Annotated in this window: 13 protein-coding genes and 1 pseudogene; 8 read left to right on the top strand and 6 right to left on the bottom strand. The window is 65.5% G+C overall.

What is annotated here, in order from left to right; genetic code table 11:
- Positions 1–15 precede the first annotated feature (15 nt).
- On the bottom strand, positions 16–1224 hold the full coding sequence (locus ACH107_RS01865) for an aminopeptidase P family protein (RefSeq protein ID WP_412504404.1): 1209 nt from the start codon (positions 1222–1224) through the stop codon (positions 16–18).
- Positions 1225–1378: 154 nt separating this feature from the next.
- Between ACH107_RS01865 and ACH107_RS01870 the strand changes: the two genes are divergently transcribed.
- Positions 1379–2374 (top strand): P1 family peptidase, encoded by a 996-nt coding sequence (locus ACH107_RS01870; RefSeq protein ID WP_412504405.1) that lies wholly within the window; start codon positions 1379–1381, stop codon positions 2372–2374.
- Between the two features lie 56 nt (positions 2375–2430).
- Here the strand turns inward: ACH107_RS01870 and ACH107_RS01875 are convergent, their stop codons facing one another.
- Positions 2431–3222 carry an alpha/beta hydrolase gene (locus ACH107_RS01875; protein ID WP_412504406.1) on the bottom strand — a complete coding sequence of 264 codons (792 nt, stop codon included), beginning with the start codon at positions 3220–3222 and terminating at the stop codon, positions 2431–2433.
- Between the two features lie 84 nt (positions 3223–3306).
- Between ACH107_RS01875 and ACH107_RS01880 the strand changes: the two genes are divergently transcribed.
- The gene (locus ACH107_RS01880) at positions 3307–4779 is read left to right on the top strand and encodes an NAD-dependent succinate-semialdehyde dehydrogenase (protein ID WP_412504407.1); all 1473 of its coding nucleotides are present in this window, start codon (positions 3307–3309) and stop codon (positions 4777–4779) included.
- Between the two features lie 134 nt (positions 4780–4913).
- Here ACH107_RS01880 and ACH107_RS01885 read toward each other — a convergent pair whose 3' ends face one another.
- The 3 genes from ACH107_RS01885 to ACH107_RS01895 all read right to left on the bottom strand — a co-directional run bounded on the left by ACH107_RS01885 (position 4914) and on the right by ACH107_RS01895 (position 7637).
- On the bottom strand, positions 4914–5492 hold the full coding sequence (locus ACH107_RS01885) for a HupE/UreJ family protein (protein ID WP_412504408.1): 579 nt from the start codon (positions 5490–5492) through the stop codon (positions 4914–4916).
- 104 nt (positions 5493–5596) lie between these two features.
- On the bottom strand, positions 5597–6181 hold the full coding sequence (locus tag ACH107_RS01890) for a GNAT family N-acetyltransferase (protein WP_412504409.1): 585 nt from the start codon (positions 6179–6181) through the stop codon (positions 5597–5599).
- 67 nt (positions 6182–6248) lie between these two features.
- Positions 6249–7637 carry an aspartate aminotransferase family protein gene (locus ACH107_RS01895; protein ID WP_412504410.1) on the bottom strand — a complete coding sequence of 463 codons (1389 nt, stop codon included), beginning with the start codon at positions 7635–7637 and terminating at the stop codon, positions 6249–6251.
- Positions 7638–8002: 365 nt separating this feature from the next.
- Here ACH107_RS01895 and ACH107_RS01900 point away from each other — a divergent pair, with 365 nt between their 5' ends.
- From ACH107_RS01900 to ACH107_RS01925, 6 genes and pseudogenes are all read left to right on the top strand, one after another.
- Positions 8003–9001 carry an ABC transporter substrate-binding protein gene (locus ACH107_RS01900; RefSeq protein ID WP_412504411.1) on the top strand — a complete coding sequence of 333 codons (999 nt, stop codon included), beginning with the start codon at positions 8003–8005 and terminating at the stop codon, positions 8999–9001.
- A gap of 88 nt (positions 9002–9089) precedes the next feature.
- On the top strand, positions 9090–9899 hold the full coding sequence (locus tag ACH107_RS01905; protein ID WP_412504412.1) for a taurine ABC transporter ATP-binding protein: 810 nt from the start codon (positions 9090–9092) through the stop codon (positions 9897–9899).
- The gene (locus ACH107_RS01910; protein WP_412504413.1) at positions 9896–11161 is read left to right on the top strand and encodes an ABC transporter permease; all 1266 of its coding nucleotides are present in this window, start codon (positions 9896–9898) and stop codon (positions 11159–11161) included. The genes ACH107_RS01905 and ACH107_RS01910 overlap by 4 nt, the downstream gene beginning before the upstream one ends.
- Positions 11162–11284: 123 nt before the next feature.
- Positions 11285–12157, top strand: a complete 873-nt coding sequence (yghU, locus tag ACH107_RS01915) for a glutathione-dependent disulfide-bond oxidoreductase (protein ID WP_412504414.1) — start codon at positions 11285–11287, stop codon at positions 12155–12157.
- Positions 12158–12215: 58 nt separating this feature from the next.
- Complete coding sequence (locus tag ACH107_RS01920) at positions 12216–12914, top strand: NYN domain-containing protein (protein ID WP_412504415.1); 699 nt, start codon at positions 12216–12218, stop codon at positions 12912–12914.
- A gap of 82 nt (positions 12915–12996) precedes the next feature.
- Positions 12997–13506: pseudogene (locus ACH107_RS01925) on the top strand (PLP-dependent cysteine synthase family protein); the annotation flags it as partial.
- Between the two features lie 180 nt (positions 13507–13686).
- Here the strand turns inward: ACH107_RS01925 and dapA are convergent.
- Complete coding sequence (gene dapA / locus ACH107_RS01930; RefSeq protein ID WP_412504416.1) at positions 13687–14562, bottom strand: 4-hydroxy-tetrahydrodipicolinate synthase; 876 nt, start codon at positions 14560–14562, stop codon at positions 13687–13689.
- Between the last annotated feature and the right edge of the window lie 266 nt (positions 14563–14828).

Consider the following 14828-nt stretch of genomic DNA (forward strand, 5'->3'; position numbering starts at 1 on the left):
TTGGTGCCTTTCACGTTACCCGACCACGTTGAAATCCGGGCCGTAGGGATAACCCGTGATGTTGTTGTTGCCGTCGTCGGTGATGATCAGGATATCGTGTTCACGGTAGCCGCCGGCACCGGGTTGCCCGTCGGGAATGGTAAGCATCGGCTCCATGCTGATCACCATGCCGGGTTCGAGGACCGTGTCGATATCCTCGCGCAGTTCCAGCCCGGCCTCGCGCCCGTAGTAATGGCTGAGAATGCCGAAGCTGTGGCCGTAGCCGAAGGTCCGGAATTGCAGCAGGTCGCGTTCCTCAAGGAAGGCATTGATCCGCTGCGTGACTTCCGCGCAGCTGATGCCCGGCTTCAGCAGGCTCATGCCGTATTCATGCGCGGCGACGTTGGCCTGCCATATTTCAAGGCTGGCTGCGTCGACATTGCCGACGAACATGGTACGTTCGAGCGCCGTGTAATAGCCTGATACCATCGGAAACGTGTTCAGGCTCAGGATATCGCCGCGTGCCAGCTTGCGGGAGGTCACCGGGTTATGGGCGCCATCGGTGTTCAGCCCGGACTGGAACCAGACCCATGTGTCGCGATATTCGGCATCCGGAAAGCGGCGGGCGATTTCCAACTCCATCGCGTCGCGTCCGGCCATGGCGACGTCGATCTCCCGCGTGCCTTCGCGGACAGCATCGCGGATGGCGTACCCGCCCACATCCGCGATCTGCGCGCATTGCCGGATGAGCGCGATCTCGGCGGGGGATTTGCGCATGCGTTGCCGCATCGTGGCCGGCGCGATATCGACCATTGCAGCCGGTTCGAGGAAATCCTCCAGCTTGTCACGGGCCTGCAGCGTCAGGTGATCGCCCTCGTAGCCCACGACGCGGCCCTCGCCCGCGACGGACAGAACCGCGCGCCAGAAATTGTCACGCTGCCAGTCGGTATACGTGATGTTGTCGCCGTGGCAGCGCCGCCACGGCTGGCCGGCATCAATGCCCGCGCTGATCGTCACGCTGTCGGTTCCTGTCACGACAAGCCCGTAGGGCCGGCCGAAAGCGCAATACAGGAAGCCTGAATAATACGCGATATTATGCATCGAGGTGAAGACGGCGGCTGCCACGCCGGCCTCGGCCATGTACGCGCGCAGCCCGGCTATGCGGCCCTCGTACTCGGCAGGTTCAAAAGGCAGCGAGGCCTTTTCACCATTGTGGACGCGATGGAAATCGGGACGTGCAGTCATTGCGACCCTCCTTGAAAGGAAAGGTCCCGGCGTTCAGGACAGTTGGAGATTTCGGCCTGAAAACGGGCGACGCCATCGCCCAGCCTGACGGGTTTCTTGCCGATCCGGTGCGATCTGGCAAGATGGGTCGGCACGCAGAGAAGGATTTTTTCGCATGAGCCCACGGCCCGGCCCGCTGAACCTGATAACGGATGTGCCGGGCCTGCGGGTTGGCAATGCCGACGATGCCACTGTCAAGACCGGGGTCACGGTGATGACGGCTGATGCGCCCTTCACTGCCGGGGTGCATGTCATGGGCGGGGCTCCGGGCACGCGTGAGACCGATCTGCTGGCGCCTGACAAGACGGTTGAGCAGGTGGACGCGCTCGTGCTGTCGGGCGGCTCGGCTTTCGGCCTTGATGCCGCGTCGGGCGTGGCCGACGCGCTGCGTATGCAGGGCCGCGGGTTCGCGGTCGGGGGGATCCGCGTGCCGATCGTGCCCGGGGCGATCCTTTTCGATCTGCTGAACGGGGGCGAGACCGAGTGGCCGGAAAACCCGTACAAGGGCTTGGGGGCCACGGCTCTTGCCGCCGCGGGGCGGCACTTCGCGCTTGGCACTGCCGGGGCAGGGGCCGGGGCGACGACGGCCCGGCTCAAGGGCGGGCTTGGCTCCGCATCCCTCAGCCTGCCGTCGGGGCACAGTGTTGGCGCGCTCGTTGCGGTGAACGCGATCGGCTCGGCGACGGTAGGGTCGGGGCCGCATTTCTGGGCGGCGCCGTTCGAGATCGGGGCCGAGTTCGGCGGGTTTGGCCCGGCGCCCGGTTTCCCGGATGCGCAGGTGCCGGCAACCAAGCTGTCGCAGCACGGAAACACCACGATCGGGATCGTCGCGACCGACGCGGCGCTGACCCAGCCCCAATGTACACGGATGGCCACGGCGGCGCATGACGGGCTGGCCCGTGCGCTTGTACCCGCGCATACGCCGCTGGATGGTGACCTGATCTTCGCGGCGACGACCGGGGCGCGGGCGCTTGACGCGCCCTTGACCGATACGCTGATGCTGGGCCATGTGGCGGCAAGTTGCATGGCGCGGGCGATCGCGCGGGCAGTGTACGAAGCGACACCGGCGCCGGGCGATACGCTTCCCTGCTGGTGTGAAACGAAAGGGTGACCGGCTGCCCGCTCTTCGGGCCTTGCCTTGGCCTGATTTCGCATCCGAGCGGCGGTTCAAATGTTGAGCAGGGTCTTGACCATCGCGCTGTCGGGGTCGGCCAGCCCGTCGATCACATTCAGGTGATGCTTGCCGGCCGCCACCACGTGATCACAGCCCCATGCCTCGGCCAGCCAACGGGCCTGATCGAGGAAGGCCGGACGTTCCTCGCCGCCGACCCAGACCGTCACAGGCACCGGCGCGGGCTGCATCAGGGCGGGGCTTTCGGCGATTGCCGTCGCTTCGTCCAGGCGGAACTGTTCGTTCATCGAGGTCTGAAGCAGAGGGCGCAGGTCGGCCAGCGGCGATATGGGCATGACGTGCTGCACGCGTGCCAGTACGTTTGCGGGCAGTTGGCCGGGCACGCACATGCGGCCCACGAGGTGCCCGCCCGCCGAATGACCGGCCAGCACCATCGGCCCGTCAAGCTGCGCGGCCGCGCAGCGGGTGGCGCGGGCGATCTGCGCGGTGATATCGGCGATCCGCACATCCGGGCAGAGATCGTAGGACGGAATTGCCACGGCCCAGCCCCGGGCCAGCGGGCCGGCCGCGAAATGCGACCAGAAATGGCGGTGGAACTTCAACCAGTAACCGCCATGGACGAACAGGCATATCCCGTTTGCGGGGCCGTCGGGCAGCAGCAGATCGAGCGCCTGCCGCGGGCCCGGCCCGTACGAGATACCGGCCCGAAGGCGCCCGGCATCCTGTAACGCTGCGCGGAACTCCTCGGCCGCGGCCTCCCATGTCGGCGGGTAATCCTCGCCACCGGGAATGTGGGGAATGTTGGCGTATGCGTCGTCGAGCTTCATGCGCTTTCCTGCCTGTTACTCTGGACAAGCCTAGCCTAGAATGCTTTTCGAGTGCGAGAGCAAATAGATGCAAGGGGATGCGCCATGACCGAGACGGACCTGAAATCGCTTTTGAAGGACCCGAGCCTGCTGGCCGAACGCGCCTATGTGAGCGGCGACTGGACGGAGGGCGACAACGGGACGTTCGAGGTAACGAACCCCGCCCGTGGCGACGTGATCGCGCACGTGGCGGACCTTAGCCGTGCCCAGGTAGCACGTGCCGTCGCCGAAGCCGAGGCGGCGCAGAAGGAATGGGCCAAGTGGACCGGCAAGGAACGCGCCGCGGTTCTACGCAAATGGTTCGACCTGATGATGGAAAACCAGCACGACCTGGGGATCATCCTGACGGCCGAGCAGGGCAAGCCGCTGGCCGAGGCCAAGGGTGAAATTGCCTATGGTGCCAGTTTCGTTGAGTTTTTCGCCGAAGAAGCGAAGCGCGTCTATGGTGAGACGATCCCCGGCCATCAGCGCGACAAGCGCATCACGGTCATCAAGCAGCCCATTGGCGTCGCGGCCTCGATCACGCCGTGGAACTTCCCCAACGCGATGATCACGCGCAAGGCGGGGCCGGCGCTTGCGGCCGGCTGCGCCTTCTTGGGCCGGCCGGCTGCCGAGACGCCGCTGTCGGCGACGGTCATGGGGGTTCTGGCCGAAAGGGCGGGTATCCCCAAGGGGGTGTTCAACATCGTCACGTCGTCGAGCGCGTCCGAGATCGGCAAGGAATTCTGCGAGAACCCGGCCGTGCGCAAGCTGACCTTCACCGGCTCCACCGAGGTGGGACGCATCCTGCTCAGGCAGGCTGCCGACAGTGTCATGAAATGCTCCATGGAATTGGGGGGCAACGCGCCTTTCATCGTTTTCGACGATGCCGATCTGGACGCGGCCGTCGAGGGCGCGATCATGTGCAAGTTCCGCAATAACGGGCAGACCTGCGTCTGCGCCAACCGCATCTACGTTCAGGCCGGCGTCTATGACGCGTTCGCGGCCAAGCTGAAGGAGGCGGTGAGCCGGCTCAAGATCGGTGACGGTCTTGAGGAAGGCGTCACGCTCGGGCCTTTGATCAACGCCGATGCCATTGAAAAGGTTCAGGAACATGTCGCCGACGCCAAGGCCAAGGGCGCCGAGGTCATCATGGGCGGGGGCGAGGCCATGCAGGGCGCGGGGTATTTCCTGCCGCCCACGATCGTGACCGGCTGCACGCAGGACATGGCCGTGGCCACCGACGAGACATTCGGCCCGATGGCGCCGTTGTTCAGGTTCGAGGACGAGGACGACGTGATCGCAATGGCCAATGACACGATCTTCGGTCTTGCCAGCTATTTCTATGCCAATGACCTGAGCCGGGTGACCAAGGTGGCCGAGGCGCTGGAATACGGGATCGTCGGGGTGAATACCGGCATCATCTCGACCGAGGTGGCGCCCTTCGGCGGGGTCAAGCAATCGGGGCTGGGCCGCGAGGGCAGCCATCACGGGATCGACGAGTTCCTCGAGATGAAGTATATCTGCACGTCGGTCTGATAGATGGCGAGCCGGGGGTTAACGGCCTGAATATGCGCTGATTTTCCGGTCGGCACCGCGGTGGTATCGCGTCGGTATCGCGGTGGTGCCGGGCCTTGCGCGCCCCATGATTGACGGGGCGCGCGGTAGGCCTGTCAGCCGACGGCGATCATCACCCCGGAGAGCGCCGTCGCGCCGCCCATCACGCGCAGGACAAGGCCCGACCCGGCGCGCAGGGCGCGGGCGAAGACCACAGCGATCAGAAGCCCCGCACCATGCAGCCCGGCGGTGGCGATCGCGAAGCCCGCCCCGAACCGAAGCGCCTGAGCGCTGCCCAGTTCCCCGCCATGCGCGTGGCCATGAAAGAGCGCCAAGGCGGCGACGGCGGCCATCGCCACGCCGGCGCCCGGGCGCAGGGCGAGCGCCACGACGGCCCCCAGCAGGACGATAGACGCCATGATCATCGGCTCGACGGCGGGCAGGGGCAGCCCCGCCAGCGCCGCGAGGAAGCCCGCGATCATCGCGGTCATGAAGGCGGTGGGCACCTGCCAAACAGCGCGCCCGCCGATCTGCGCGGCCCACAGGCCCACGGCGATCATCGCCAGAACGTGGTCAAGCCCGAAGAGGGGATGGGTTACACCGGCGAGGAACGAGCCATACTGGCCGGGCGGCAGATGCGCGGCGGCCGGGGTGGCGACAAGGCTGGCAAGCAGGGCGGGATACAGGCGTTTCAAGATTCGGCTCCTTTGCGTGGGTTGGCCCGGCGCCTCGGGATGAGTAGCGCCTTCCATGCCATCGAACACGGGACGCGCGGGCAAGGCAAGCCCTGCCGGCAGGTTCAGCCGGGCGGTTTCGAAAGCCGGTATTCGAGGTTGGCCCGGACCGCCGGCCATTCATGCGCCACGACGGAATAGACCGCCGTGTCGCGCAGCGTGCCGTTGGCCAGGATCATGTGGCTGCGCAGGATGCCATCCAGTTTCGCGCCCAGCCGTTCGATGGCGCGACGTGACTGCAGGTTCATCGCGTGGGTGCGGAACTCCACCGCGATGCAATCGAGGGTCTCGAAGGCATGGTCCAGCAGCATCAGCTTGGCCTCGGTGTTCAGCCCGGTGCGCTGAACCTCGCCCGCGTACCAAGTGGCGCCGATTTCGAGCCGCCGGTTGGGGATGTCCATGTTCATGTAGGTGGTCATGCCGACGGCGCGGCCGCCGGGCAAGAGTGCCACGAAGGGCAGCATCGTGCCCGCCGCCTGCAAGGCGAGGCGCCTGTCGATCTCATCAGGCACGCTGTCGGGCGCGGGGATCGCGGTATACCACAGCCCCTGCATGCCGGCTGCCGCGTGCCGCAAGTCCGCGGCATGATCGTGAGACAGCGGCGCGAGGGTGACATGCTGGCCGCTCAGCGTGACGGTGGCTGGGTGCATGGCGGTTGCCCGTGACGTGCGGTCGGCCCCATGCCCGTCGAGCGGGATGGGGCCGGGCCGCTCCGCGTTATCCGAAAACCTTGGTCAGCGCCTTGTCCGTCGCCTCGACGATCTGGTTGATATCGTCCTTGGTGGCGATCAGCGCGGGGCTGTAGCACAGCGTGTTGTTGTAGCCGGGGATCGACCGGTTGGTCACGCCGATGATGACGCCCTGCGCCATGCAGTCCGCCGCCACGGCCTGTGCCTGTTTCTCGGGTACCGGGTCTTTCGTGTCGCGATCCGCGACCAGTTCAGCCCCCAGGAACAGGCCCTTGCCGCGGACGTTGCCGATGACCTTGTGCTTGTCTGCCAGCGCATGAAGCTGGTCGAGCATGTAGTCGCCCATCGCGGTGGTGTTTTCCAGCAGGCCCTCGTCCTCGATGATCGCCATGTTTTCCAGCGCGGCGGCCGGCCCGGCGGTGCAGCCGCCGAAGGTGGAAATGTCGCGGAAGTAATTGAGCGGATCGGTGTCGTCGTCCTTGAACATCTCGAAGACGCGCTCGTTGGTGACGCAGCAGGCGATGGCCGCGTAGCCGCTGGCCACGCCCTTGGCCATGGTCACGAAATCGGGGTCGATCCCGTAATGCTGGTAGCCGAACCATTCGGTGCCGGTGCGGCCGACGCCGCAGACAACCTCGTCAATATGCAGCAGGATGTCGTACTTGCGGCAGATTTCCTGCACCCGCGGCCAGTAGCCCGGCGGGGGCGTGATGACGCCGCCGCCCGCGGTGACGGGTTCGAGGCACAGCGCGCCGACCGTTTCAGGGCCTTCGGCAAGTATCACGTCCTCGATCGCGTCGGCGGCGCGCTTGCCGTAGGCCTCGCCCGTCAGGTCCCACTGCGCGCGGTACTCGAGGCAATGGGGCACCTTGACGAAACCGGGGGCGAAGGGGCCGTATTGCGCGTTGCGCTCTTCCTGTCCGCCGGCGGACATCGCGCCGATCGAGGAGCCGTGGTAATCGCGGTCGCGGTACAGGATCTTGTACTTCTTGCCGCCGTACCGCTTGTGCGCGATCTGGCGTACCATCTTGAAGGCTTTCTCGTTGGCCTCGGTGCCCGAATTGGTCTGGTAGACGCGGGTCATGCCGGGCATCTTGGAAATCAGTTTCTCGGCAAAGCGGGCGCCGGGGATCGACCCGGCGGTGCCGGCGAAATAGTTGAGCGTCAGGAGCTGGTCGCGCACGGCGTCGGCGATGCGTTCGCGTCCGTAGCCGACATTGACGGTCCAGACCCCGCCCGAGACGGCATCGAGATGTTCCTTGCCGTTCTGGTCCCAGACGCGCATTCCCTTGCCTTCCACGATCATCTTGGGAGCGCCCGTTTCGAACGGCTTGTGCTGCACGAGATGGTGCCAGACATGGGCGCGGTCGGCTTCCACCACGTGGGAGATGTCGTTGTCGAGTAGCTTGCCGTCCATGGGTTTTCTCCATCAGGTTTGGCCCGGCTGGCGGCCGGGCGACAGGCATGGGCCCCGCGGGGCATGTTTTGATCATATCACACCCTGATCCCGTGTTTCGGATAGGTCCAGACCTTACCAATATTTATGTCCAAAAAATCCGTGCTGGCCGTTTAATGGCCTTCAAAGGTCTGGAAATTGGCATAATTCGTGACCGGTAATTCGGAAATTTGGCTTCGGGAAAGCTGAACAAACCGGAAAACCGCGACATGGGGATTGATCGGTCCGGTTTTTTCGGCTCGGATGATACCGCGAACGAGACTTGTGGCCCGCGCCATACGATGCGTGGTGACCGGAAAAACTGAGTCCAGAGGGAGAAAATCGGAATGAATTTCAAAGCGAAAATGATGTCCGCGGTGGCGGGTACGGCGATGCTTGCCGGCGGGACGGCGGCGACCGCCGAGGAGATCACGGTGGCGTATTTCCTCGAATGGCCGATGCCGTTCCAGTACGCCAAGGTGCAGGGCCACTACGAAGAGGCGCTGGGCATGACCGTGAACTGGCGCGCCTTCGATACCGGTACCGCGATGAGCGCGGCGATGGCCAGCGGGGACGTGCACATGTCGGTGAGCCAGGGCGTGCCGCCCTTCGTGGTGGCCGCGAGTGCCGGGCAGGACCTTCAGATCGTCGATGTCGCGGTGAGTTATTCGGACAACGACAACTGCATCGTCGCCGAGCAACTGGAGATCGACAAGGACAGCGCCGGCGAACTTGAAGGCAAGAAGGTTGCCGTGCCGCTCGGAACGGCGGCGCATTACGGTTTCCTCAAGCAGATGGACCATTTCGGCGTCGACATCTCGACGATGGACATCGTGAACATGGCCCCGCCCGAGGGCGCGGCGGCGATCGCGCAGGGCTCGGTGGACATGTTCTGTGGCTGGGGCGGCAGCCTGCGCCGCGCCGAGGAGCACGGCAACGTCCTGTTGACCGGCGCCGAGAAGGAAGAGCTGGGAATCCTCGTCTTCGACGTGACCAGCGGGCCGGCGGATTTCATCGCCGAGAATCCCGACATCGTGTCCGCCTTCCTCGAGGTCACGGCCGAGGCCAACGCCATGTGGAACAGCGGCGAGCATACCGACGAGATGCTGCCGGTGATCGCGCAGGACAGCGGCATGGACATGGACGCGACGCGGGCCACGATCGAGACCTTCGTTTTCCCGCCGGTCGACGAACAGCTGACCGAGAAATGGCTGGACGGCGGCGCGCAGGAATTCATGAAGGGCGTGGCGGATGTCTTCGTGCAGGCCGGGAGCATCGACTCGGCCCTCGACACCTACGAGGACAACGTCAACATCGGCCCGCTGCAACAGGCGCACGGCTCCTGATACGGGGACGGGAGGCCGGGGCGCGCGCACAGGCGCCGCGCCCCGGCCGGCCTGACCGGATCGACATTAACCAAAACGGGGGCAGGCAATGTCGACGTTGAAGATCGACAACATATCCATGCGCTTCGATCTGCCGAACGGCGAACACGTGCAGGCGCTGAAGGATGTTTCGCTGGAACTGCGCAGCGGCGAGCTGATGAGCGTGCTGGGCCCGTCGGGATGTGGCAAGACGACGCTGCTGAACATCGTGGCGGGATTCCTCGCGCCGACCGAGGGGCAGGTCATCCTGAACGATCATCCCGTCACCGGCCCGGATGCCGAACGCGGCATGGTCTTTCAGCAGGGCGCCCTGTTCGAATGGATGAGCGTGCGCGACAACGTGAGTTTCGGGCCGCGGATGGCCGGCAAGCGGGAGCCGCAATGGCGCGAAACGGTCGATCACCTTCTCGACGTGGTCGGTTTGCAGGGCTTCAAGGAAAAGGCGATTTACGAGCTGTCGGGCGGGATGCAGCAGCGCGTCGCGCTGGCGCGCTGTCTGGCAAACGATCCCGATGTCATCCTCATGGACGAGCCTTTGGGCGCGCTGGACGCGCTGACGCGCGAGAAGATGCAGGGGCTTGTGCTGCGCCTCTGGAAGGAAACCGGCAAGACGATCATCCTGATCACCCATTCCGTCGAGGAGGCGCTTCTGCTGGGCGAGCGGCTGCTGGTGATGGCGCCGCGACCGGGCCGCATTCACAAGGAATACCGCCTGCCCTTCGCCGATGACGGCGTCGGCAAGGACCTGCGCGAGGTCAAGAAGAACCCCGAGTTCGGCGAGCGGCGCGAGGAAATCCTGTCGATGATCTGGGACATGGAGGAAGAGATCATGGGCCGCGCAGAGGGGGCCCCGGCATGATCATCCTCATCATCTACATCGCGATTTTCACCGCCGCTTTCCTGGCTGTGCGCCTTGGCGTGCGCAAGCTGCGGCAGATGCGCGATTTCACGTCGCTCAAGACCGTAACATTCGGGGATGAAAGCGCCGTGCGGCCCGATCGCTGGGCCAGCGTGATCTCGGTGATCACGATCTTCCTGTTGTGGGGCGCGTTCACGGGCTCGAAATGGGTGCCGGTTCACGCGCCGGGGCCGTTCGTCGGCGATACCGAGTTCGTCTATACAATGGAAGCGCCGGATGGCAGCCGCGACGATGCCACCGTCTATGCCCGGGTGTTCAACGTGGGCGAGGACGTGGACGAACGCGCCGTCGAGCCCGGTGACGGGTTCGCCAAGAACGATTCGATCGCGGTGGGCGCGTGGCGGTCAGACCTGATCCTGATGGACAAGAATGACGAGATCACGCGCGACGACGGGGCCGAGGTGGTCGAGATCGACGGCCAGCCCGTATCGCCCGGCGAAACGGCGCGGGTCGAGAACGGGTCGGTCGCGATCACCTCCAAGGGGTCGCTCAACTTCGTACCCGCCACGGGCATGCAGATGGAGCCGATCTGGCTGCCGCCGCCCGAGGCCGTTGTCGCGCGCGTCGGCGAGATTGCCAGCGAGGGATACCAGAACTTCACCCTTTGGGAGCATCTATACTGGTCGCTTTTCCGGGTCATCGTCGGGTTCCTGTGCGGGGCCGCGGTGGGCATCCCGCTCGGCTATGCCATGGGGCTCAGCGACTGGTTCCGCGGCTGGTTCGACCCGATCGTGGAATTCATGCGCCCGGTGCCGCCGCTGGCGCTGATCCCGCTGGTCATCATATGGGCCGGCATCGGCGAGGCGGGCAAGATCATCCTGCTATTCCTCGCGGCGCTGTGGATCATGACCATATCGGCCCGGGCCGGGGTGTCGGGCGTGGCGATTTCCAAGGTGCACGCGGCCTATTCGCTGGGGGCGTCCAAGATGCAGCTGATGCGGCACGTGATCGTGCCGAACTCGCTGCCCGAGATATTCACCGGTGCGCGCGTCGCGATGGGTGTCTGCTGGGGCACGGTCGTCGCGGCCGAACTGGTCGCGGCCGAGAAGGGCGCGGGCATGATGATCATGGTCGCCAGCCGCTTCCAGCTGACCGATATCGTCATCATGGGGATCATCCTGATCGGTATCATCGGGTACGGGATCGACATCCTCATGCGCAAGGCCGAGGCTTGGCTCGTCCCGTGGAAAGGGCGCATCTGATCAACCGCTTCTCATGCCCGGCCGCGTGCCGGATCCCGGCGCACAGGCCGTTGTGCGATGAAACGCATTGTGCGCCGCGATGCCGGGGTTAGATTGCCCGCAGACAAAGCAAGGGAGCGATGCATGAGCGACGAGAGCTACACCCCGCCCGAGGTCTGGACATGGCAGGAGGAAGGCGGCGGCACCTTCGCCTCGATCAACCGCCCCGTGGCCGGCGCGACCCATGACCGGGAACTGCCCGTGGGCCGGCATCCCTTCCAGCTCTATTCGCTGGCCACGCCGAACGGCGTGAAAGTGACGGTCATGTTCGAGGAATTGCTGGCGGCCGGCCATGATGCGGAATACGACGCGTGGCTCATCAGGATCGGGGATGGCGACCAGTTCGGCAGCGGCTTCGTCGAGGTGAACCCGAATTCCAAGATCCCCGCGCTGGTCGATCACACGGGTGCCAACCCGCTGCGCGTTTTCGAATCGGGGTCCATCCTGATGCACCTGGCCGAGAAATTCGGCGCTTTCCTGCCCGCCGCCGGGCCGGACCGGACCGAGACGCTCAACTGGCTTTTCTGGCAGATGGGCAGCGCGCCCTACCTCGGCGGCGGGTTCGGGCATTTCTACGCCTACGCGCCGACCAAGATGAAGTACCCGATCGACCGGTTCGCCATGGAAACCAAGCGCCAGCTGGATGTGCTGGACCGGCAACTGGCCGAGCGGCCCTACATCGCCGGCGAGGCCTACACCATCGCCGACATGGCGATCTGGCCGTGGTACGGCAACCTTGTGCTCGGGCGGCAATACGGGGACGCGGGGCGCTTCCTGAGCGTTCACGAGTACCGCAACCTCGTCGCCTGGGCCGAGAAGATCGACGCGCGGCCGGCCGTGCGCCGCGGCCGGATGGTGAACCGGACGTTCGGCGAGCCCCACGAGCAGCTCCACGAACGCCACGACGCGGCCGATTTCGACACGAAAACGCAGGACAAGGTCGGCGGAGACGCCTGAGCGGCTTTCCCTTCGCCGCAGGATCGGGCATGACGGAGACTGTTCAAGGAGTCCCGCCATGCCCGACCGTACGCCCCTGCTCGCCGTTCTGATCGACGCCGACAACACCTCCCCCAAGTGGACCCGCGCCGTGTTCGAGGAGATCGCGGCGATGGGCGAGGCCAGCGTGCGCCGCTGTTATGGCGATTTCTCCTCGCAGCTCATGTCGGGCTGGAACAAGGTGCAGGCCGAGTTCGGCCTTGTCCCGCACCACCAGCCGGCCAATACCGTGGGCAAGAACGCCAGCGACATCGCGCTGGTCATCGACGCGATGGACCTGATGCATTCGGGCCGGTTCGACGGGTTCGTGCTTGTCAGTTCGGACAGCGATTTCACCCGGCTGGCCAGCCGCATCCGCGAACAGGGGCTGGATGTCTACGGCATCGGCGCGCGCAAGACGCCCGAAGCGTTCCGCAAGGCCTGCAAGCGGTTCATCTACCTCGAGAACCTCGGGGACGGGGCCGAGGCGCCGGTAGCCGACAGCGGTGGAAAGAACCTGACCGAGGCGCGGCAGCTGTTCCTCAAGGCGATGGACAGCCTCGACCAGGAAAGCGAATGGTACGCGCTCGGGCGGCTGGGCCAGCAGATCACCGCCGCCAACCCGGATTTCGACACGCGCAGCTACGGCCACAAGAAACTGAGCGATCTTGTCGCCGCGATCAAGGTCCTCGAGACCCGGCGCGAAGGTAACCAGCTGCTCGTGCGGCGGGTCGACTGAGCCTCGGCGAACGATGGCGATTGCCTTTTGCTGACTGCCACGCTGTGTTGCGCTGGAGGGGGTCAAAAGGGGGAACTGGACCATGACGACCAACGGCATTCGCAGCACGTCGGGACGCGGTCGGCTGTTCGACAGCGTGCTCGACACGATCGGGGATACGCCCGCGATCAGGGTGAACAACCTCGGCCCCGATCACGTGACGATCTACGTCAAGACCGAGGCGTTCAACCCGGCCGCCTCGGTCAAGGACAGGCTGGCGGTCAATATCATCGAGGCCGCCGAGCGTGACGGCCGGCTGTCCCCGGGGCAGACGGTGGTCGAGGCCACGAGCGGCAACACCGGCATCGGCCTCGCGATGGTCTGCGCACAGAAGGGGTATCTGCTGGTCGTGACCATGGCCGAAAGCTTCTCGATCGAGCGGCGGCGCCTCATGAGGATGCTCGGCGCCAAGGTGGTGCTGACGCCGCGGGCCGAGAAAGGATTCGGGATGTACCGCAAGGCGGTGGAGCTGGCCGAGGCCAATGGCTGGTTCCTCGCCCACCAGTTCGAGACCGACGACAATGCCGACATCCACGAGGCGACGACGGCGCGCGCGTCGCGCGCACGGTATATCTCGTCGTCCGCCAAGGGCGTCCTCCTCGGTACGTGGGTATTTGGACCGAGAAGAAGGCCTGGCGGTCGCGCGGTTTCTTCTCGGGTGAAATACCCCGGGGGTGAGGCCGGAGGCCGAGGGGGCAGCGCCCCCTGCCGGAACTCGTGCTCGTGCCGGTGGTCAGTTCATCAGGCCCGCGTGGCGCAGCCCGTCATCGACCAGCGCTCGGGTTTCGTCGCTAAGGCCCGTCAGCGGTGAGCGGACCTCCTCGCTGCAGAGCCCGAGACGGGACATCGCGTATTTCACGCCGACCAGCCCCGGTTCCGTAAAGATGGCCGTGTGGAGTGGCATGAGCCTGTCCTGCAGCTCCAGCGCGCGGGCATAGTCGGCTTCGAGCGTGGCATTCTGCACCTCCGCCACGAGTTTCGGGGCGACGTTGCCAGTCACCGAGATGACGCCCACGCCGCCCTGTGCGTTGAAGCCGTGGGCGGTGCCGTCCTCGCCCGATATCTGGATGAAATCGCTGCCGCAGGCCATGCGCTGCAGGTTCACGCGGGCGAGGTCGCCCGTGGCGTCCTTCACCCCGATGATCCGGGGCAGGCGGGCGAGTTCGGCCATCGTGTCGACGTTCATGTCCACCGCGGAGCGGCCGGGGATGTTGTAGATGATGATCGGCAGGTCGCAGCAGTCATGGAGCGCCGTGAAATGTGCGATCAGGCCGCGCTGCGTGGGCTTGTTGTAGTAGGGGGTGACCACCAGCCCCGCATCCGCGCCGACCTTGGCCGCGTGCTGCATGAAGCGGATCGATTCCAGCGTGTTGTTGGAACCTGCCCCGGCGATCACCGGGATGCGGCCCGCGGCGGCGCGCACCACTTCCTCGACCACGGTTTCGTGTTCGCGGTGACTGAGCGTCGGGCTTTCGCCGGTGGTGCCGACGGGCACGAGGCCGTGGCTGCCTTCGCCGATATGCCATTCGACCAGTGTCTTGAGCGTGTCGAGATCCAGCTCGCCGTTCTTGAACGGCGTGACGAGGGCGGGGAAAGATCCTCTGAACATGACACGCTCCTTTCTCGGGTCATGGCGGGCGGGGCCCGGTTCCGAATTCGCGCGCGACCCTAGCGGCAGGTCGCCGTCGTGCCAAGCATCGCGCGTCGGGGTTATGGACGGCAGCCGTGCGCGCGCATAGGCTGGCGCTGTCTATCCTTTGACTTGGCGGGAAATGCAAGCGATGTTGCGCGTTCTTATCCTTGCCGTGGCGGTGCTGTGCCCGCCGCTGGCCGCCGTGGCGCAGGAGGTGCCGCGCGTGGCGCCGCGGCCACTGG

The sequence above is a fragment of the Roseovarius halophilus (ex Wu et al. 2025) genome (assembly GCF_047086965.1).